22 protein-coding genes are annotated in these 21,494 nt (G+C 44.8%); all 22 read right to left on the reverse strand.

The features are described 5' to 3' along the window. Window positions 1–19: 19 nt before the first annotated feature. A complete protein-coding gene (locus tag DWV34_RS03120; protein ID WP_006565763.1) occupies window positions 20–802 on the reverse strand; it encodes an electron transfer flavoprotein subunit beta/FixA family protein in 783 nt (260 codons plus the stop codon). A 15-nt stretch (window positions 803–817) separates the two neighbouring features. Then, complete coding sequence (locus DWV34_RS03125) at window positions 818–1,969, reverse strand: acyl-CoA dehydrogenase (protein ID WP_009290555.1); 1,152 nt, start codon at window positions 1,967–1,969, stop codon at window positions 818–820. A gap of 19 nt (window positions 1,970–1,988) precedes the next feature. Next, entirely contained in the window at window positions 1,989–2,828 is an 840-nt protein-coding gene (locus tag DWV34_RS03130) for a 3-hydroxybutyryl-CoA dehydrogenase (RefSeq protein WP_009290554.1), read from the reverse strand. A gap of 45 nt (window positions 2,829–2,873) precedes the next feature. Then, complete coding sequence (locus tag DWV34_RS03135) at window positions 2,874–3,650, reverse strand: enoyl-CoA hydratase-related protein (RefSeq protein WP_006565766.1); 777 nt, start codon at window positions 3,648–3,650, stop codon at window positions 2,874–2,876. A gap of 25 nt (window positions 3,651–3,675) precedes the next feature. Next, window positions 3,676–4,857: an acetyl-CoA C-acetyltransferase gene (locus DWV34_RS03140; protein ID WP_039930536.1), complete on the reverse strand. Its 1,182-nt coding sequence runs from the start codon at window positions 4,855–4,857 to the stop codon at window positions 3,676–3,678. 437 nt (window positions 4,858–5,294) lie between these two features. After that, entirely contained in the window at window positions 5,295–5,717 is a 423-nt protein-coding gene (locus tag DWV34_RS03145; protein ID WP_009290552.1) for a DUF2000 domain-containing protein, read from the reverse strand. A gap of 187 nt (window positions 5,718–5,904) precedes the next feature. Beyond that, the gene (locus tag DWV34_RS03150) at window positions 5,905–6,351 is read right to left on the reverse strand and encodes an Hsp20/alpha crystallin family protein (RefSeq protein ID WP_009290551.1); all 447 of its coding nucleotides are present in this window, start codon (window positions 6,349–6,351) and stop codon (window positions 5,905–5,907) included. Window positions 6,352–6,733: 382 nt separating this feature from the next. Then, complete coding sequence (gene ilvN, locus DWV34_RS03155) at window positions 6,734–7,231, reverse strand: acetolactate synthase small subunit (RefSeq protein WP_006565772.1); 498 nt, start codon at window positions 7,229–7,231, stop codon at window positions 6,734–6,736. 11 nt (window positions 7,232–7,242) lie between these two features. Beyond that, the gene (ilvB, locus tag DWV34_RS03160) at window positions 7,243–8,982 is read right to left on the reverse strand and encodes a biosynthetic-type acetolactate synthase large subunit (RefSeq protein ID WP_009290550.1); all 1,740 of its coding nucleotides are present in this window, start codon (window positions 8,980–8,982) and stop codon (window positions 7,243–7,245) included. 13 nt (window positions 8,983–8,995) lie between these two features. After that, complete coding sequence (scpB, locus tag DWV34_RS03165) at window positions 8,996–9,571, reverse strand: SMC-Scp complex subunit ScpB (protein WP_006565774.1); 576 nt, start codon at window positions 9,569–9,571, stop codon at window positions 8,996–8,998. Beyond that, window positions 9,546–10,316, reverse strand: coding sequence for a segregation and condensation protein A (locus DWV34_RS03170; RefSeq protein ID WP_009290548.1), 771 nt, complete (start codon window positions 10,314–10,316; stop codon window positions 9,546–9,548). Before DWV34_RS03170 ends, scpB begins: the two co-directional genes overlap by 26 nt. A gap of 11 nt (window positions 10,317–10,327) precedes the next feature. Beyond that, the gene (locus DWV34_RS03175) at window positions 10,328–11,197 is read right to left on the reverse strand and encodes a metallophosphoesterase (RefSeq protein WP_118475471.1); all 870 of its coding nucleotides are present in this window, start codon (window positions 11,195–11,197) and stop codon (window positions 10,328–10,330) included. Window positions 11,198–11,377: 180 nt separating this feature from the next. Beyond that, entirely contained in the window at window positions 11,378–11,731 is a 354-nt protein-coding gene (locus DWV34_RS03180; protein ID WP_006565778.1) for a PTS glucitol/sorbitol transporter subunit IIA, read from the reverse strand. 29 nt (window positions 11,732–11,760) lie between these two features. Then, window positions 11,761–12,774, reverse strand: coding sequence for a PTS glucitol/sorbitol transporter subunit IIB (srlE, locus tag DWV34_RS03185; RefSeq protein ID WP_006565779.1), 1,014 nt, complete (start codon window positions 12,772–12,774; stop codon window positions 11,761–11,763). A gap of 22 nt (window positions 12,775–12,796) precedes the next feature. After that, a complete protein-coding gene (gene srlA / locus DWV34_RS03190) occupies window positions 12,797–13,351 on the reverse strand; it encodes a PTS glucitol/sorbitol transporter subunit IIC (RefSeq protein WP_009290547.1) in 555 nt (184 codons plus the stop codon). Between the two features lie 15 nt (window positions 13,352–13,366). Continuing rightward, on the reverse strand, window positions 13,367–13,822 hold the full coding sequence (locus tag DWV34_RS03195; protein WP_009290546.1) for a transcriptional regulator GutM: 456 nt from the start codon (window positions 13,820–13,822) through the stop codon (window positions 13,367–13,369). A gap of 17 nt (window positions 13,823–13,839) precedes the next feature. Beyond that, window positions 13,840–15,762 (reverse strand): BglG family transcription antiterminator, encoded by a 1,923-nt coding sequence (locus DWV34_RS03200; RefSeq protein ID WP_006565782.1) that lies wholly within the window; start codon window positions 15,760–15,762, stop codon window positions 13,840–13,842. A 36-nt stretch (window positions 15,763–15,798) separates the two neighbouring features. Beyond that, window positions 15,799–16,614, reverse strand: a complete 816-nt coding sequence (locus DWV34_RS03205; RefSeq protein WP_009290544.1) for an SDR family oxidoreductase — start codon at window positions 16,612–16,614, stop codon at window positions 15,799–15,801. A gap of 234 nt (window positions 16,615–16,848) precedes the next feature. Further along, window positions 16,849–18,033, reverse strand: coding sequence for a D-alanyl-D-alanine carboxypeptidase family protein (locus DWV34_RS03210; protein ID WP_006565784.1), 1,185 nt, complete (start codon window positions 18,031–18,033; stop codon window positions 16,849–16,851). Between the two features lie 103 nt (window positions 18,034–18,136). Beyond that, entirely contained in the window at window positions 18,137–18,589 is a 453-nt protein-coding gene (locus DWV34_RS03215) for an NUDIX hydrolase (protein ID WP_006565785.1), read from the reverse strand. A gap of 105 nt (window positions 18,590–18,694) precedes the next feature. Beyond that, window positions 18,695–20,179: a peptidoglycan D,D-transpeptidase FtsI family protein gene (locus tag DWV34_RS03220; RefSeq protein WP_225103692.1), complete on the reverse strand. Its 1,485-nt coding sequence runs from the start codon at window positions 20,177–20,179 to the stop codon at window positions 18,695–18,697. Next, complete coding sequence (locus DWV34_RS03225) at window positions 20,073–21,488, reverse strand: FtsW/RodA/SpoVE family cell cycle protein (RefSeq protein WP_006565787.1); 1,416 nt, start codon at window positions 21,486–21,488, stop codon at window positions 20,073–20,075. Before DWV34_RS03225 ends, DWV34_RS03220 begins: the two co-directional genes overlap by 107 nt. Window positions 21,489–21,494: the final 6 nt, after the last annotated feature.

The following is a 21,494-nucleotide window of genomic DNA, read 5'->3' on the forward strand; positions in this document are numbered from 1 at the left end:
ACCACTTTTCCTTTTTAAATTAGATTACATGTTTTTCTTTTAATTTGTCCATGATATATGCTACGGATTCTTCAGGATCTAAGGTTACCTTTTCTCCTGCACCCTTACGAACCTTATCAGATGCTTTCGCGATCTTTGTAGGTGATCCGGCAAGTCCGATGTTTGCATCATCGACATCTTTTAAGTCTTTTCTTCCCCAAACAGTAACTTCTGCATCGTATGCATCGAAGATTCCGCCCGGTGTCATGTAACGCGGCTCGTTTAATTCAGAAAGTGCTGTGATCAGGCAAGGCATTTTTGCCTTTACAACATGATATCTGTCTTCATACTGACGTTCAACAACAACATTGTCTCCGTCAATCTTGATATCCTGAGCGTAAGAAATAACCGGAATATCCAGATGCTCTGAAATCTGAGGACCTACCTGTGCGGTATCTCCATCGATTGCCTGACGTCCTGTGATGATCAGGTCGTAGTCAAGATTTCGGATGGCACCTGCAAGCGTTGTAGAAGTAGCCCATGTATCTGCTCCTCCGAGAACTCTGTCTGTGACAAGGACTCCCTTATCTGCACCCATTGCCATAGCCTCACGTAAAACTTCGTCCGCTTTCGGAAGTCCCATTGTAAGAACTGTCACTTCTGCATCATATTCATCTTTTAATTTCAATGCTGCTTCCAATCCAGCTTTATCATCTGGATTCATGATAGTCAGCATCGCACCTCTATCCAAAGTACCATCCGGGTTAAATTTAACTCCGCCTTTAGTATCTGGTACCTGTTTTACACATACAACGATTTTCACAGTAAAGTACCTCCCTTATTTTAACAGATTTCCAGAAATAACCATACGCTGAACTTCAGATGTTCCTTCATAGATCTCAGTGATCTTAGCATCGCGCATCATACGTTCTACATCGTATTCTCTGATATATCCGTAACCACCGTGTAACTGAACAGCCTTTGTTGTCACTTCCATTGCAACTTCTGCTGCATATAACTTCGCCATAGCTGCTTCTACGCTGTATACCTTCTGTGTAGCTTTAGCCATCGCCGCTTTATAAACTAACAGTTTTGCTGCCTCAACTTTTGTTGCCATATCAGCCAACTGGAACTGAGTGTTCTGGAACTGTCCGATGGTACGTCCAAACTGTTTTCTCTCTTTTACATATTCGATGGTTGCTTCTAAAGCACCTTCTGCCAGACCAAGAGCCTGAGAAGCGATTCCGATACGTCCACCATCAAGTGTATGCATAGCGATTCCGAATCCCTTGCCCTGTTTTCCTAATAAGTTTTCTTTCGGAATGCGGCAGTCTTCGAAGATCAGCTCATAAGTAGAAGATCCGCGGATACCCATTTTCTTTTCCTTTGTTCCAAAGGAGAAGCCTGGTGTTCCTTTATCAACGATAAATGCGGAAATCTCTTTTAATTTTCTTCCGCGTTTTTCGATGATGCCTGTAACAGCAATCACGATATAAACGTCTGCTTCTTTACCGTTTGTGATGAAGCATTTGGAACCGTTTAATACCCACTCGTCTCCGTCTAAGACAGCTTTTGTCTGCTGACCCTGAGCGTCTGTACCGGCTCCCGGCTCTGTAAGACCGAATGCGCCTAATTTTTTACCGGATGCAAGGTCCGGAAGATATTTTTTCTTCTGTTCTTCTGTTCCGTAAGTCATGATCGGATCACAGCACAGAGAGGTATGTGCAGATACGATAACACTTGTAGTACCGCAAACTTTTGCTAATTCTTCCACACACATAACGTATGTAAGAGGATCACAGCCCTGTCCGCCGTACTCTTTCGGGATCGGGATACCAAGAAAACCGTTCTTAGCCATCTTCTCAGCAGTTTCTTTCGGGAACTGTTCTGTTTCATCCACGTCCTGTGCAAGAGGCTTTACTTCATTTTCGGCGAACTCTTTGAACAGAGTTCTTGCCATTTCGTGTTTCTTACTTAATGCGAAATCCATTTCTTATTCCTCCATTTAATTATTTACTATAATCGTAGAATCCTTTACCGGTCTTCTGACCTAACATACCGCCGCGTACCATTTTTCTCAGCAATGGGTGAGGACGATATTTGGTATCTCCAAACTCGTTGTAAAGTACTTCCATGATAGCAAGGCAAACATCTAATCCGATCAGGTCACCTAACGCCAACGGTCCCATCGGGTGATTAGCTCCTAATTTCATTGCTGTATCGATACCTTCCACAGATGCCACTCCGTCTGCATAGATTCCGATTGCTTCGTTGATCATCGGGATAAGGATTCTGTTTACAACGAAACCAGCTGCTTCTTCTACCTGAACCGGTGTTTTTCCGATTTCTTTAGAGATCTCGATGATTTTGTCAACGATCTCCTGAGGAGTATTGATTCCTGCGATTACTTCAACAAGCTTCATAACCGGAGCCGGATTGAAGAAATGCATACCGATCATCGGGCGGTCAAGTCCTGCTCCGATTTCAGTAATAGAAAGGGAAGATGTATTGGTAGCGAAGATTGCTTCCGGTTTGCAGATATCCTGTAATTCTTTGAATGTCTGCTTTTTGATCTCCATGTTTTCGATTGCTGCTTCCACAACAAGGTCACAGTCAGTGCAGATATCTTTTACGCCTGTTGTGATCTTTGCTAAAATGGCATCCGCTTTTTCCTGGTCCATTTTGCCTTTTGCAACTCTTTTTTCAAATCCTTTTGCGATTCTTGCTTTTCCGTTTGCTGCGAACTCTTCATTGATGTCGCAAAGGCAAACTTCATAACCTTCTGTCTGCGCAAATGCCTGGGCAATTCCGCTGCCCATTGTTCCAGCACCGATAACTCCAACTTTCATTATGATTCCTCCTGTATTTAAACTCTAATTGTTGCCTGCCAATGATTATTTATTTTTGAATCCGTCGACTTTCGTCTTGTTTAAGAATGCTTCCATGCCTGCTCTCTGGTCTTCACTCTCAAAGCAGCTTCCGAATGCTTTTTCTTCCACGACGATAGCCTGATCCATGTCCACATCCAGACCTTCATTGATGGCTTTCTTTGAAGCGCGGACTGCGATCGGAGCGTTCTTAGCGATCTTTGCAGCCATCTTCTTTGCTGCGTCTAAGAGCTCTGCCTGCGGATATACCGCATTAACGAGTCCGATTCTGTATGCTTCATCTGCCTTGATGTTGAATGCAGTGTAGATCATTTCTTTTGCTTTTCCAGCGCCTACGAGACGGGCAAGCCTCTGTGTTCCGCCGAATCCAGGAGTGATCCCAAGACCTACTTCCGGCTGTCCGAACACTGCATTTTCTGCACAGAGACGGATGTCACAGCTCATAGAGATCTCGCATCCTCCGCCCAGTGCAAATCCATTCACTGCAGCGATGGTCGGGATAGGAAATGTCTCTAACTTGCGGAATACGTCATTTCCTTTTTTACCGAACGCTTCTCCCTCTGCCTTTGTCAATGTACTCATCTCTGCGATGTCTGCTCCGGCTACGAAAGATTTGTCTCCTGCTCCGGTGAGGATTAAGGCTCTTGTATTTTCGAGATCAACAGCATCCAAAACTTCGTCAATCTCTCCAAGCACCTGGCTGTTCAGCGCGTTTAATGCTTTTGGACGGTTAATAGTGAGGATTCCTACAAAACCTTCTGTTTCATATGTGATGAATTCCATGGATTCATTCTCCTTTCAAATTAAATTAGTCCATTTCAACGATGGTAGAGCATCCCATACCGCCGCCGATGCAAAGTGTTGCAAGACCTTTCTTAGCTCCCCTGTCTTTCATTGCGTGAAGCAGAGTTACGAAGATACGGCATCCTGAAGCTCCAACCGGATGTCCGATCGCGATTGCTCCGCCGTTTACATTTAATTTGCTTAAGTCGAATCCTAAGTCTTTTCCTACTGCCACAGACTGAGCTGCGAATGCTTCGTTTGCCTCGATCAGATCGAAGTCATCGATGCTCATTCCTGTTCTTTCCATAACTTTTCTTGTGGAAGCGACCGGTCCGATACCCATGATCTTAGGATCTACACCGCCGAGTGCTCCGGCAACCCATGTAGCCATCGGTGTAACACCTAATTCTTTTGCTTTTTCTTCACTCATAACGACAACTGCTGCCGCACCGTCATTGATTCCTGAAGAGTTCGCTGCAGTTACCATTCCATCTTTTTTGAATGCCGGTCTTAATCCTGAGATGCCTTCTGCTGTTGTTCCAGGACGAGGTCCTTCGTCTTTATTCACGATGATGGTTTCTTTTTTCTTCTTTACTTCTACCGGCACGATCTCTTCATCGAACTTTCCGGCTTCCTGAGCTGCAACTGCCTTCTGCTGGCTTGCTGCTGCAAACTCATCTAATTCTTCACGGGTAAGTCCCCACTGGTCACAGATGTTCTCTGCTGTCATACCCATGTGATAGTCGTTGAATGCACACCATAATGCATCATTGACCATAGCATCTTTCAACACGCCGTTGTTCATACGGTATCCGAAACGCGCCTGATCTAATACATATGGAGCCATTGACATGTTCTCGCATCCACCTGCTACGACAACGTCAGCGTCACCGCTTCTGATCATGTCTGCAGCCATGTTTACCGCTTTCAGTCCGGAACCGCATACAACGTTGATCGTTGTTGCCGGAACTTCGATCGGAAGACCTGCCTTGATGGATGCCTGACGAGCAACGTTCTGTCCTAAACCAGCCTGGATAACACATCCCATGTATACTTCATCTACCTGCTCTGGCTTAACATTGGCTCTGTTCAGAGCTTCTTTGATAACGATTGATCCTAAGTCAGCAGCCGGAGTTGTGCTCAATGCTCCGCCCATCTTACCTACTGCTGTACGACAAGCACTTGCAATAACTACTTTTCTTGACATATCAATTCCTCCATAATAATTCTGTGTTATATAGTGTTTGGCAGTTTCCCGCCGATATGTTAATAGTATCACAATCACTTTTTCATTTCAATTACAAATTTGTTTCAGGCCTTGATACAGGCTTCATATCATCTTAAAAACTGCGTATTTAAGCCGTTTGTTTCGGTCTTTTGTATGCAGTATAGATTGTACTTTTTTAAATACAGCCATATGTTCGTTTTTTTATTTAGAAAACTTTTATATATTTTTAGACATTGTATCCCCTAAAATCAACTTAATATCGTCACAATTTTAACAATATGATCTGTCTTTTTTCTCAGGAAACTAAAAAAAGATGGGCTGAAAGACCATCTTATAACCGGAGTTCCCATGAATTGGAGAACTATATATGAAGACTTATCAAAACATCTGTGTGTGTTTCCTTTTTTCTTTTGTTTTTACCTTAAAAGAGGCAGACTCCCGGTTAATTTATTCACCATCTTTTTAGGTCCGCAAAGAGCCACTCCAAGGTAATTGAGCTGTTCCCCCGGCGTCTTTGACATCTTTTCCGCGAACTCGTCATAAATCATACAGCTTTGTGCCAGATCCGAAAAATCTGCAGCGATGAGTTCGCTGAATTCGGGCTGGTTCACTTTTTCTCTTAGTTCTTTTAATACTTTCCGGCTGCCTTTTAAAACAGGAACGGGAAAAGTTATGATCCCCATATGTTCGTTTCCTCCGCTGTCCATGACATCCGTGCCTATAGCCCCCGGCATATGTTTCCCCATGGTCATACCAAGGATCACCCCTGTATTTACCGCAATCCCGGCAGGAAGCTCCCCGTCGATGACAACCACACATTTTTCATTCGCAATATCCATTTGATTCCTCCATTTGTGAACAGATTTTTTGACAGGCTCTATTGTAACCTGTACGGCAAGAAATTTCTTGTATGATATTGCTGTGTACAACCCGCAGAGCGTTATTTCATAGGAAAGATCGTAGAGCTTTCCTATGAAATAACAATACCGGGATGCCTTTTCAGCACCCCGGTCAAATCTTTCAGCGTTATCCTTCTATTGAAATGAACTCCTCTGACGGTACTTCTTTTCTTTCCTCAGCCTTTGGAAATCTCAGCACCAGTTCGCCATTGTCAAACTTCGCCCTGATATCTTCCTGTTTCAGTTCTTTTCCGACGTAGAAGCTTCTGCTGCACTTTCCGGAATAACGCTCTTTCCGTATATAGTTTCCCTCTTTGTCTTTCTCGTCTTTTACTTCGTTCTTTGCCGCACTGATAGTCAGATAACCGTCTCTCAGCTGGGCGGAAATGTCCTCCTTGCTGAAACCGGGAAGTTCCATACTTAATTCATATCCGTCTTCAGTATCTTTAATATCTGTCTTCATGCCGCGTTCAAAATCTCCAAAGCCAAAACGGTCAGCAGGAAATGCATTTTTAAACGCCCGGTCCATCCATCCGTCAAAAAGATTTTCTCCAAAAATACTTGGCATCAACATAAGTCATTCCTCCTATTCTATCTTCTGTGCGGGAATCCCGCACTGTTATATGTTGTTTATTTGTTCTATATGTAATATAACAATTATTTTTCTGTCTGTCAACTCATCAAATAAATGTTCACAGTTTTTTCACAAAATAAGAATGCCCACAGGGCACACCGTATTTCATACCCTTCGCACGATAAGGTATGCTGTAAACAAGCAAAGGCTCAGGAGCCTGTCTGCCCCTAAGCCTTTGCATGTATATAACCTTTTATTCCTGCCGCAGGATGGTGCCTTCTATTTAGACCCTATCTACTCCGGCAGATATTATATCCATTTTCTGCATGATTGGAGTGAGGCATTCTAAGAGCCGAACGGAAATCATGTAGAAAATGTCTTCTTATCTGTCCTGCATACTGATAGAATCGATCGCGACGCTTCCGCCCCGCACAACCTCAATGCTGGAAAATCTCTTCTTAAAAACTTTTAATATCGAATTGTTCTTTGCTTCTGTCCGCACAGATTCGATCAAAATACTGTCTTTCCCCATATCCTTCACACGGAATTTGAAAACCTGTGCCATCTGGAACACTTCATTTCTGTCCTTCTGGGTGCAGCCTTTCACCTTGATAAACATGATCTCTTTCATGCGGATCGACATGTTTGTGTAATCCATAACTTTGATCACTTCCACGCTGCGGTTCAGCTGCTTTTTGATCTGCTCAAAGGTGGCGTCATCGCTTTCTACGCTTATCGTCATTCTGGACACCGTCTCATCTTCTGTCGTTCCCACCGTGAGACTCTGCAGATTGTAGGATTTTCCTGAGAACAGACCCGCAATCCTCGCCAGCACTCCCACACGGTTTTCAACATATAAGGATAACCATCTTTTTTCCATAGAAAAACCTCCTATCGATCCATAATCATTTCGTTGATGGAACCGCCTGTCTTCATCATCGGGAATACCAGCTGCTCGCTGTCAATAATGAATTCGATCAATGTCGGTCCGTCAGTCTTTTCTTTTGCCTTCTCAAATGCCGCATCAATCTCTTCCGGCCTGGTCACACGGATACCCTGAGCTCCATAGCTCTCCGCAAGTTTCACGAAATCCGGTGTATACGGAGGGCACGGATGGTTCTCCGGCGTACAGTTGCCTTTGCAGCTCTTTCTATATTTCAGACATGTGCTTGCGAACCTTCTATTATAGAAGAGATCCTGCCATTGTCTCACCATGCCCAGATATCCGTTGTTGAAAATACAGAATACCACAGGAAGTTCCTGCACAACTGCTGTCGCCATTTCCTGGATGTTCATCTGGGCTCCGCCGTCTCCGCTGATGCATACGACTTCCCTTCCGGGATTTCCGATACATGCACCCAAAGCCGCCGGGAATCCGTATCCCATCGTACCCAGCCCTCCTGATGTCAGCAGCTGGCGGTTTCCATGGAGTTCTACATACTGTGTCGCCCACATCTGATTCTGCCCTACGTCTGTGACAACGATCGGTTCTTTAAAATCTTGGTTGATGGCCTCTATGATCATCTGAGGAGTCAGATTTCCCTCGGCATCCTCCATCTTGATCGGATGGGATTTCTGCCAGCTCTCCATCATGGAGATCCAGCGCCCCACATTCAGAGCCGGTTCTTTTTGTGCCAATTCTAGAATATCTAAAATCGCTTCCTTTGCATCTGCAACGATCGGAATATCCACGGTTACATTTTTAGAAATGGCCGCCGTGTCGATATCAATATGTATGATCTTTGCCTTGGACGCAAACGTACCAAGTTTTCCCGTGATCCGGTCATTAAATCTCGTCCCGATGGAAAACAGGACATCACAGTTTGCAATAGCTTCATTTGCCGCAAAGTTTCCGTGCATGCCGATGTTGCCAAAGTAGAGCGGATGGTCCGTTGGCAGTACTCCGCGTCCCATAATCGTAGACACCACAGGTACCTTCAATATTTCCGCAAGCTTTGTCATCTCTTTGTGGGCTCCGGCAATCTTTGTTCCTCCGCCGATCAAAAATAGTGGTTTTTTAGACTTGTGAAGAGCTTTCATGGCTCTCATCACCTGTCCGTGATGTACTTTTGTGTTCGGTTTGTATCCTCTGATATTTACGCTGTCCGGATACTCCTCGCTGCCGAAGGTGCCCATCACGTCTTTTGGCAGATCGATCAGCACCGGCCCCGGTTTCCCGGTCCTTGCAATGTAAAAGGCTTCTTTGATAATACGTCCCAGATCTGCCCTGTCCCTTACAACGATCACAAATTTGGCGACATTTCTTGTCACGCCCACAATATCAACTTCCTGGAACGTATCATTTCCGATCAGCGGAAGCGCCACCTGCCCGGTGAAGCACACAAGCGGTACACTGTCATAATTCGCCGTAGCGATTCCCGTCACCAGGTTTGTCGCCCCCGGCCCGCTGGTCGCAAGACAGACCCCCACTTTACCGGTAGACCTTGCATACCCGTCTGCCGCATGGATCAGTCCCTGTTCGTGTCTCGGAAGGATCACGTCGATCGTGTCATCTTTGTATAACTCATCAAAAATATCGATGACGCAGGCCCCCGGATACCCAAAGACGGTATCTACGCCTTCTTCTTTCAATGCCTTTACCAAAAGCTGGTTTCCTGTAATTTTTCCCATATGCTGTCCTCCCTTAATTTTGTTCCAGTTCCTCTAATGCATATTTTACTTCCTCCTGAGCTTCTTGTTTAAAGTCCTCTACCTTATCCTGTTCAATTTCAGGAAGCTCTTTTATGGATCCCACTCCAAAACAGCGCAAGAATTCTTCCGTCGTTCTGAATAATATCGGTCGTCCGACGGCGTCTAAACGCCCGGCCTCCCGGATTAAGTTGTACTCTAATAACTTATTGACCGGATGGTCGCATTTGACCCCTCGGATGGCTTCTATCTCTTGTTTTGTCACCGGCTGCTTATATGCGATGATCGATAAAGTCTCCATCATGACATCGGTAAGCTTCGGTTTTTTCGGCTGGTTTACAATTTTAATTAATTGATCATAGTATTCCGGCCTGGTGCACAGCTGGTAAGAACCGTCCAGCTCAAGAAGCCGGATTCCGCTGTCTTTTCTGTTGTATTTTCTTTTCAGCTGATCAATTAAGTAAAAAAATAAATCCTCCGGGATATCCAGAGCCGCCATCAGCTGTTTCTTCGAGACGCTCTCTCCCATGGAAAATAAAATTGCCTCAATCACTGCCTGTTTCTGTCTCATGCCTCTCCAACACCTCTATTATAATTTCCTGTCCGATCTTTTCCTGGACAGCCCGTATCTTTCCAACCTTCATCAGTTCCAAAACTGAAAGAAATGTGACCACGACTTTTTCTTTGGTCATCTGTCCTTCCAGCAGCTGTCTGAATGACATGCGTCTCCTGGAAGAGATCAGATATTCCACTTCTTCCATCTTATCTTCCAGCCGGACTTCCTCCTGTTTGATCTCTCCAAACTTGCTCCTGATGGGATCGATCTTATCTTCCCTCTTGCGCATGACAAATTGGAAAATCCTGTTCAGATCCTCCATGGTGACATCCCTTGTGATCTCCCGGACGTCAACCGGACGGCGGTATCTGAGCACCTCTTCCGGCACGGCCCTTTCTTTAAAAAAGATCTTCTCCGCCTCGTACTCTCTGGCTTTCAGTTCTTTGGACGCGTACTTGTATATTTTGTACTCCAGAAGCCTTAAAACCAATTCCTCCCTCGGATCGCCTTCTTCCTCATCATCTTCTTTGGCCGGAAGAAGCATTTTGGCTTTGATCCTGAGCAGTGTCGCCGCCATCACAAGAAAATCACTCATCACATCCAGATCTTCCTCCTCCATCTCACGGATATAGGCAAGATACTGTTCCGTGATCTCAGAGATAGGAATGTCATAGATATCCACCTTATTTTTCTCAATCAGATGGAGCAAAAGATCCAAGGGTCCCTCAAAAACATTTAATTTTATATCAATCGCTGCCATATTAAAATGTCCTACTTTTTCTTTAATGTAATACACGATACCTCAGGCCTGTTTAACAGCCTGATCTTAATTGAATGATTTCCCAAACCGCGGCTCAAGATCATGATCGATGTACCGATCTGATATTCTCCCGCATCATACTTCGGAAACAGCTGAAACTGAGGCGATATCACACCGCCGATCTTCGGAAGTCTGACCATTCCTCCATGGAAATGCCCGGATAAGACCAAATCACACCCCCACTTGGAATACTGCCTGAAATAATTTGGATTGTGGGCCAGAAGTACCTGAAAAAATTCCGGATCTGCATCTCCGAGCGCATCCGACATCTCCTCCAGCGAAGGCGGAGCAGGATGAAACTTGCGGTACTGTTTTTCTTCCATATCATAAGCCGTCAGACAGATGGCAGAAATACCGCTGTCGACCATGATACTCTCGTTGGACAGATGAACGACTCCGCATTCTTTGAGCTGGTGAACGTATTCTTTATAGGCCACTCCATAGACTTCCTCATTTCTCTTGAGCCTCATTTCATGGTTCCCGTCCGCATAATAGATACGGTATCTCCGGGAGAGTTCTCTCATCAAATCCAGCGCGACTTCATAAGACGAGTCCACCCTGCTCACAAGCATATCCCCGCCCACAAAAACGGCATCGGGACTGCAGCCGTCGATCATGTCGATCAGCGCCTTATTCTGGTAATCAAATTCATTGCAGTGGAGGTCTGTCAGGAACACGATTTTAAAGCCGTCAAATTCCTCCGGCAGTTTTGCAGAAACAACCGTATATTCTTCCAACGACAAGTTTTGATTTTCATTCATACTCGCAAAACATACAGCCGCCCCCAATATTACAGCTGCAGTTAAAATTATAAACAACATACTCTCTCACTTTCCCGGTATTTGGAAGTCCTGTTTCTTTTAAAGGCCATTCCCGTACCTTTCTTGACAGTCCGGGTACACCTTTCCCTATTTTACTAAATAATTTGAAAAAAAACAAGAGGGACGGATGCCGCATACGGGCTTCCGTCCCCCATTGTCCATTGTTATGAAACATAATATTTATTCTGTGATAGAAATTGTGCTTCCCACTTTTAATGTCGGCACATCTGTTTTTTCTACACAGATGCTTCCCGGAAGGCATTCCCCGCTTCCGTTGAATGAGTATGTTACGTGGCCTAAGTTGTTCAGGTTTTCTCTGGCAACATCTCCAACCATGGTAATCTTGTATTCCTGTCCGTCGATCACAAGCTTACTGCCCGGCTTGATCTCTCCCTGAACCGGAGTCACTTCTACAGAGTAGCAGAAATCTTTTAAAGTATCCGGAGCGTTGTCCCCAAATGTTACGAAGATCCCCTCTCCGACAAATGCTTCTACCTGATCTCCCATTCCTTTGATTGTTGTCTGATAAATCATGTTCTTCTTCCTTTCCTGCTAAAACTGAATTATTTGTATAATCCGATACTTGCTACGAATGCTACAAGCACACGCGGCACACCTATGATGAACCTTGAGTATAGCACAGAAGGCACACCGACTTCAACTGTTTCCGGATCTGCTTCTGCAAGTCCCAGACCTACCGGAATAAAGTCACAGGCACACTGTGTGTTGATGGCAAACAATGCCGGCAGTGCAAGTCCTGGAGCAATGTTTCCTTTTCCGATTTCCACACCGATCAGAGTACCGATGATCTGAGCGATAACGGCTCCAGGCCCTAACAGACAGGACAGGAACGGGATAGAACAGATCAGTCCTAAGATCACAAGTCCCACGATATTTCCGCAGAGTGGTTTTAACATCTGTGCAAACCAGTTTCCGAAACCGGAGCCCTGGATAATACCGATCAGCAGTGACACGAATCCCATGAACGGGAGAATCGTATGTAATACGGTGTTGACGGATTCTTTCGCAGCCGCGTTGAATGTCGCTACGACTTTCCCTGCGCCCATACCAATCTTCTGGATGAAGCTGGATTTCTTTCCGCCGTTTCCGCCCATCTGCTCGGAAACTTTCTTGTCTGCACTGTATTTGAATTCTCTTTCTTCTGTCTTAGGCGCCTCTGATCTGATCGGAGCCGCAGATCCGTCTGCTGCGCTGATCTGGTTCATGCCGACACCGGATACATAGATGTCTTCTGTGATGTACTTCGCCATCGGTCCGGATTTTCCGACCGGGTTTACATTGATGGTAGGAATTCTTTTCTGAGGATAGATACCGCAGCGAAGAGTTCCTCCACAGTCGATGATGACTAGGAAAATTTCCTTTTCCGGTACAGTTGTCTTAAATCCGTTTACCGCACGGCATCCGGTGAGGTCTACGATCTTCTGAACGATATCAGGTTCTGCTCCTCCTCCGGTGATGAATAATAAAACGTCTTTTCCTTCTTCCGGTTTTACGGTTAAAGGTCCGCCGAATCCGCCGCTTCCTTTTTCAATTTTAATTGCTCTGTATTCTGCCATGATGAATCCTCCTTTTCTCTCTTTATTGATCCTCTAACTTAATCTCGTTGCTCAGTTCGATTCCCTGCTGTTTCATAACGATCTTTGTCGTAAAGTCAGTTACCCATCCGGCAAAGAAGTTCATGACAAGACCGACTAACAGATAACGAAGTGCAAGGTCTGTTTCGTTTAAGCCGAGTTTCTGGATTCCAGCTGCAATTCCCATGTAGATGAAGATTTCACCCGGGTTGATATGCGGGAAAATACCGCTGTTTGTGTGGCAGTGATAAGCTGCTGATGCATAGTAGCTTGGTTTCTGGCGTTCCGGCAGGAATTTACCCATAGAAAGCGCCATTGGGTTACCTAACATGAATGCCGCGATAAATGGCAGCACCCCATAAGCCAAAATAACATTTTTAGAGCACACCTTCGCAAATTTGTTGATCCTGTCCTGTCCAACCAATGCGATGATGGTGTTCATTAAAATAAGTAACAGTAATACTTTCGGTACAATTCCTGACACCCATCCGATAAAAGTCTGGGCACCAGTGTCAAATAATCCCATAAATCCTGACGCAAATTTTACAATAACGTTCATATATATTTCTCCTTCCTATTTGCAGGCTTTTCTGGATTTGCCGAGAAGCATGTCCGCAATTCTCGTCAAGAGTCCCGGCGTCTCCACTACTTCGCCTCCGTCCATGATCGTGTTGTAGTTGGAGGCTGCATTCAAAACGGATCGTCTCAAAGAATATTCCATGCCTTTGCAGTCTTCTTTCGTAATCAGTCCCACATTCTTTCCGTTGAAATCATCAAACTTCTTAAATCGTGCAAAGATTGTAAATCCCCGCATGAAACATCCTTCTTTGATCATGCCACGTTTATCAATTGCAAACATCACCATAGCTCCGGCATGAAAACCGCCTTTGCTTTTTCCGATTGCCACTCTTCCGATTTTTCTCATTCTTCCGTAGTGGACGTTAAAGCCCTTCATCTGAACCATTGAAAACAGAAACTGCAGTATAAATGCCGTCAGCAGCGCTCCTGCAATCAATAAATAGTATGACATACGCATCCTCCTTAACCTTATTTAAAAATATTGTTCTCTTCCACAAAATACAGAAGTAATTCCCTGTAACTCTTCATCTGCCGAAGCTTCTTCACCACGTCTGGCTCATGGGCGATCGCCAGCATGTTGTCATAGAGCTGAATCAGCACGGAATCATTTTTCATTTCTTCCGGGATGGCCAGCAAAAACACCAGCTGAACTTCGTCCTCTCCCTTTGCCTTCTCTTCTTCCGGAAATACACCGAAGGCAAGGGTCAGCTTCTGCAGTTTATTCGTCGTATGAGGAAAAGCAATATTTTTTTCAAATATCATTGTCGATTCCTGTTCCCGAATGCGGATTCTCTCCTCAAAGCCTTCGTCCACAAGTCCCTGTTTATACAGTTCTTCGGTCATCATGTCCACATTCTCTTCATAGCCAAGTTCCGGCCTAAGCACAAAGAACCGTTCCTCGTCCAGCATGTTCAGGAACACTGAATCAATTCCCCGGCGAATCGGTATTCCCATCTCCGCCATGTTTTTTACACTTTCTACTTTACTTTTCAGCAGATTCTTGTCGAACACCTCATCAATATCAATAATCGGTGTCGGCCCTTTTGTCTTTAAATTTGTTGTCGTAATAATCAAGTCGTAGGAATCTTCTTTTTCCGCCTCAAAATCTCCATTAAAATAATAATCGATAGCCGGTTCCACCTCAAAAATATTTTTCAGCTGGCTGGCGATCAGTCTTCCGATGATCTTTCCTGAGCCGCATACAATGGCAATTCTGTACTGCTTCTGTTCCGGCGCCTGTTCTAAAAGAAACACGCCGAAATACATTGCCAGAAACCCCAGCTCGTCCTTCGTCACCTCGACTCCGGTCCTCGTTTCGATGACATCTTTGGCTATGCCGGCCATCGTGTAGGCAACGGAGTATTCATCTTTTACTTCTTCCACCAAAGCATTCCGGATATGAAATCCATATTTCAGCCGGTTGATCATAAAAAATACATGATAGACAAAATCATCAAACAGTTCATTTACGATCACTGTAACACCGATCTCATCCCGGATGCGGTCTAAAATCTCAATAATCAGATCTGCCGCCTCTTCTGAAATCTGGATATAGTTCTCTATCCCTTCCGTATTAACAGGAGTCCTCATCCCTGCAATAGGCAGACAGAGGAAGATCCTCTCTGGTTTTGGTATTTTGAACGGAACAGCCTCTTCCACTTTGTCCGCAAATTCGTCCGCAATCTCGTATACTTTGCTGTCATAAAGCTCCAGATACCTGTGGTCCAGAGATTCAATCGTATGTCCGTTCCCAAGGCGGTCGATCATGACTACAAATGCCCTGAAAAATTGTCCGAATCCCAAGGCATCCAGAGAATATTCTGTCTGCATATCATACAAAAGCTGCCTTAACCGGCTGCCCAGCGGATAGTTGAGATAAATCTGCTCATAGACATTTTCCAGAAGAAACAGGCGGATCTTAATCTCTTCCCCGCAAAGGGAGAGCCCTGTGTTTGCCTTTCCTTCCACTGTCAGATCATACTTTTTTATCTGTTCCCGGATACGATTTAAATCTCCGACGGTTGTCGTTCTCCCTACCTTCATCTCCTCCGACAGGTCATCGATCAGATACGGCTTTTTGGCATCCATCAGCTGCCAGAAAATATACGCCATCCTTGTCTGAGGGGAATTAAAATATTCTTCCTGTTCGTAGATCTTATCTCGAATCTCCTCATAACCCTTCTGATCGAATACAATAAGCTTATACTGTCCTTTTTTATTGCTGATGACTGCATATCCGCCCATCAGGCAGTTCAGCTCTTTTACATCGTTCCGCACAGTCTTTGTGGAAACGCTGAGCTTCGCCGCAATGCGTTCTACGTCGGAGGAATCCTGTACCTCCACGTTCCTCAACAGAGCAGCCATTCTGTTTTCATCATTAAAAAGTTTCATAAGCTTACCTAATACCACCTTTTCTCCGTATGGAGCCTAACCTCTTGTTTTTCCGCCGGCTACATTGATGGTCACACCATGTACATAAGAAGATCTCTGGCTTGCCAGATAGACACACATATCTGCCACTTCGGAGAGCTTTCCGGATCTTCCGAGCGGTGTTGTGGATGTCTTGCTGTAACCCGCTCTTAAATCATCCACTGTGATCCCTCTTGTGTAAGCCAGCGCTGATTCATACGCTAACGTTCTTAATCCTGTCGCTTCCATGATGCCCGGTGCCACGCCTACTACGCGCACTCCCTGTTTCCCTAATTCTTTTGCCCAGCTTCTGGTCAGGGAATTCACTGCGTTCTTTGTCGCCGCGTACACGCTCTGTCCCTCGGAGCCTTCCAGTCCGCTCTCTGAAGACATGTTGATGATGACCCCTTCTCCTTTTTCCACAAGGATTCTGCCCACTGCCTGTGCACAGAAGAACACTCCCTTTAAGTTGACGCCGCACACTTTATCCCAGACTGCTTCGTCCAGTTCATACTGTCCTTTCGGCTCTTTCGGGTCTACCAGGAGTCTCGGAATATTGATCCCTGCGTTGTTCACCAGTACATCTACGGTTCCGAATGTGTCCACCACTTCTTTTACCATGGCATCCACATCTTCTGCACTGGTCACGTCGGTCTTCACGTAATGGAACCTGCCGGCTGCAGTGTCAAACTCCGGCGCTTCCGGCGCCATGTCAGAAACAACTACATTGCACCCGACATTTAAAAATTCCTGGGCAACTGCTTTCCCGATTCCGGATGCCCCGCCGGTTACGATGACTGTCTTGCCTTCAAGGCCCAACCATGATTCGCTCATAAATAATCCTCCTAACATGTGACTTGTTTACTTGATGATTTCATTATAAAGTCAATGCTGAAGAAATTTAATTCTGTCTTTTTCCATGCCGATGAAAAGAAGTGTCTTATTTATGAAATAAACGGAAATTATACTTTATATATTATTCAGATTTGTTTATAGAATGTTTATATCTGAGGTATTTTATTATAACTTATCAAGAAATGATAATCTACTATTTTTGTTAACTTTCACTTAAAAATATCGCTCAGCCAATCGTGTCAGACTGGTAAGGAAGTTCATTTTCTCTACGCTCTCTGTGGCTTTTACCGGTTTTTTCAGAAGGACTTCATCTCCTCTTTTATATATAATATATCCCAATACCTGACCCTTTTTCACAGGGGCTTTCACCTGGCCGATACGGATCTGCTTCTTCACATCATTTTTACTGCCCTTCACCAGGACAATCTTCGCAGGAATATCCTCTTGATAGGAGACGGTCTCTTTCTTTCCTTTTGTCACCGCAATCTTTCCGATATCCTTTGCTTTCGTGTGGTCCTCCATGACCTGGCAGTGAGAAAATCCATAGTCCAGCAAAGCACTGGCATCTTTCACCCTTGTCTTGGAATCGTCGCTGGCCATGACAACAGCAATCAGACTGACCCCGTTTCTCGTAGCCGTGGCACTCAGACAGAACTTTGCGGTGCTGGTGCTTCCTGTCTTCAGGCCGGTACATCCGTTATACTGCTTTAACAGTTTATTTGTATTGCTCAGACCGAATTCCTTCGTTCCCTTTTTCGTCTCATGGGTAAATTTGTCCATCCATATTTTTGTATATTTAAAAATATCCGGGTGTTTTGTCGTCAGTTCTCTTGACATCAGGGCAATATCATAGGCTGAAGTCTCATGTCCTTTGATATCCAGTCCGCAGCTGTTTTTAAATGTGGTATTTTTCATGCCAAGCTGCTTCGCCTTTTCATTCATCCGCTTTACAAAAGCGCCCTCGCTTCCCGCGATATGTTCCGCCATGGATACAACCGCATCGTTGGCACTGGAGATCACGATACATTTAAGCATCGTGTCCACCGTCTGGCTTTCTCCAGGTTCTAAGAACACCTGGGACCCTCCCATCGAAGCCGCGTGCTCGCTGACTGTCACTTTATCTGAATACTTAAGATTTCCTTTGTCCAGTTCTTCAAAGATCAAAAGAAGAGACATGACTTTTGTCACACTGGCCGGAGGCAGTTTCATGTCTTTGTCCTTTTGATACAGTATGGTGCCGCTCCCCGCCTCCATCACAACTGCAGATTTTGCAGTCAAGTCAAGCCCTTCTCCGTCCTGAGCCACTGTAAGCAATGTTTCCGGTTCTGTGGCACACACCATGGTTCCGGATGAAATGCATAACAGTAACGAAAGAATAAAAATTGCTGCTTTTTTCATAAAATAAACCTTTCACCTCTTATGTTACAGTTTAATAAGGAACAAGCCGATTTATTACAAAAAAAAGAACTGTAAATGGATTTACCCATCTACAATTCTTTTTTCATCTTCTTTGCCTGATTCCCCATTGATTTTTGGATTTTAGCTTTTTGTATTCTTCGTATGCTTCCTTTAAAATCTCTTTTTCATTCGGGAACTTTAACAAGTGGTAGGCTTCGTGAAATTTGTAGTACCCAGAGTCAACGAAAAACTCTTCTTTCTGCGGTTTTGAATGATACCCTTCTGCCTCCATCAAATACCAGTGAACGCTTTTTACGATCTGCTCATGGAAAGAGTAAAAGGAATACTCGCTCTTTCCGACATATTTGATAATTCGGGCATTGGCATCTGTCTCTTCTTTTACTTCACGCAAAGCGGTTTGTTCGTGCGTTTCCCCTTTTTCAACTGTACCTTTCGGAAGTACCCAGCCGTCATATCTGTTCTTATAACTTTTGTACAACAGCAATATCTTCCCTCTGTAAATTACGACACCTCCACAGCTTGTTGCCTCTGTCATCGCGGCCTCCAATCATCCTGCCTCAACGCTATTTTGGGTCTCTCTAGAAATTATTATAACGTTAATGGATATGCATTTCAACATTGGATTTTGCTTTCCCATTCCTTACCTGAAATAAGCGTCAAAGACATTTTTTGCAATCGGAGCTGCCACGCGGCCTCCGGATCCGCCGCCTTCCACGATCACGCTTACGACGATCTTTCTGCCGTTATGCTCCGCACAGCCGATAAACCATGCGTGGGAATCCTTATCATCGTTATACTCGGCAGAGCCGGTTTTTCCATAAACTTTATATCTTGAAGAGTAGGCTGATGTACCCGTTCCGTTTGTCACAACTTTCCTGAGCATTTTTCTGAGTTTTTTACACTCTTCGGCGCTGAGCGGGCTGGCGGTCTCTTTCGCCTTCGTCTCTTTGATCACCCCTCCGTTTATATTTTTCACCTTGTCCACAAGATAGGGCTCCATCATGACTCCGTCATTGGCGATGGTACTCATGACTGCCGCATTCTGAAGCGGCGTAATCAGTGTACTTCCCTGTCCTATTGCGATCTGGGGAACCTGACTGTCTTTGGAACTTCCGTCAAATGTAAACCGGCTGGATACCGCTGCCAGGTTAATCGGAATTCTGGAGTTAAACATCATATCCTCTGCGAGGGAAGCAAATTTACCTTTATTCAGCTGGGAAGCCATATGGACAAAAGCGGTATTGCACGATTTTTCCACTGCTCCTTCCAGATCCACAGTTCCATGGGCGGTTCCCCCATAGCAGCGGATTTTTACATTGTTGATGGTCGTAGATCCGGTACAGTGATAGGTAAAGTTTTTATAATCTTTGTGTTCTCTCATAAACTCCAGGGCAGTGATCACCTTAAAGGTAGACCCCGGAGGATACAGCCCCTGTGTGGCCCTGTTGATCAAAAGTGCATCTTCATCCGTATTCAGTTCTTTCCAGTTTTCCTTTACCAGAGCCGGACGGAAATCCGGTTTTGAAACCATGGCGATCACTTTTCCGGTTTCCGGGTCCATGGCCACCACCGCTCCTTTTTCTCCGCTCAGCGCATCATACGCTGCCTTTTGTACCCTTGTATCAAGCGTAGTGTAAACATTATCCCCGATGCTCTTTTCCCCTTTCAGATTACTCTCGATCTGGGATAAAAGATTTGCATTGGATTTCAGCAGATCAAAATTACATTTGGATTCCAGGCCGGATTTTCCTTTGGCGTTGTACCCTACCACATGGGCGAACATCCGTCCATACGGATAATCCCTTGTCTCGCTGTCTCCATCGCTGACGGTCTGGGCCAGGACTTTTCCGTTTGCACTGATGATTTTTCCTCTCACCACATATTTCTCTAATTCCTGAAGTCTTAAATTATGGGAATCGGTGATTACATTCTGACTGTCTCTGACGACAAAATGTATGATATAACCGATCAGCACAAGAAACAGTCCCACAAAGATATATGTAATCTGAAGGATCTGTCTATTGGCGTGCTTTTTCTTTCTTCCCGCGCTTCGTTCTGTTTTTGGAGAGGGAGATTTCTTTGGTATCTCCGTTTCCGCTTTCTTTCTGCGTTTGAATAAGCTCATTTTCTTCTTCCTCACTATTTGCTAACATGTGCAGTCCCTGAATGACACTTAAAATAATCAAAGTACTCAGCACCGATGTTCCCCCGTAGCTTACAAGAGGGATGGTAACACCTGTGGACGGTATGAACTTGGTCACTCCGCCGATACTTAAAAACACCTGAAAAATAAAACAAACACCAAAGCCAAGACAAAGCAGCTTGTTGAACAGTGTACGGCTTCTGGTGGAAATGTCCATAAACAAGATAAAACAGCTGATCAGTACGAAGATCAGACAGATCCCGAAGATCACACCGAATTCCTCACTGATCACGGAAAAAATAAAATCTGATTCCCGGACCGGGATATCAAACGGCCTTCCCTGGGTAAGGCCCATCCCAAACCAGCCGCCGGTGCCGATGGCAAACAGAGACTGGCATACCTGTGCGCCTCTCCCCTCGATCATGGAAAACGGGTCCTGCCAGACAGCTACCCGGACCTGTACATGAGAGAATAAATGATAGGCGATCACTGCCGCAAAGGCTCCTGCCCCCAATCCGCCCAGAAGATAACTCGGCTTGGCAGTCGCAACGTACAGCATCATCAGATAAATCATAAAATAGAGGAGCGCTCCTCCCAGATCCTTTTCCACCACAAGAACCAGGACATAGAGACCTGCGATCACCGTGATCTTTACCAGATCCCTAAATTCTTTTGCCTTGCTTAGCATAGCCGCAGCAAAAAACACAAAGATGATCTTGACAAATTCAGACGGCTGGAATGCCAGGCTTCCGAACTGGACCCAGTTATAAGCACCATTTTTCATGACCCCGAAAACAAATACGGAGGAAAGCAGCGCAAAGCCGCCGATGGCATAGACCCATCCCAGCTTACTCCAGAACGACAGTTTGTGCATCATCAGGGGAATCAGTCCTGTGACAAGCACTCCGATGGCTACAATGGCAAACTGCTTCATGGCCAGTTCAAAAGAAAGCCTTGTGAGAATCACAAATCCGGTTCCCAAAAGAAAACACATATTGTTGATCAGAAGCCTGGATGACCTCTTATAAATTTTCGGATATAAGATCATGACGATTTCAAAAAATACGATCTGTGCCGCAAAAAATATCAGAACTTTCAGTTCCAGTGTCTTTAAAAACAAGACCAGATTGCACAGAAACAAAAATATAAACATATAAATGACCTGATTGTCAAGCAGTGCCTCCTGCCGTTTTTTATTTTTCGGCCGGAACATGGTAAAACAAGAAAATGTATAGACCAGACACATGATCAGTATCAGGTATTTTGCAGCCACTGCAATGATTTGAATCATATTACC

This window comes from Anaerostipes sp. AF04-45 (assembly GCF_003461725.1).
GTDB lineage: Bacteria > Bacillota > Clostridia > Lachnospirales > Lachnospiraceae > Anaerostipes > Anaerostipes caccae.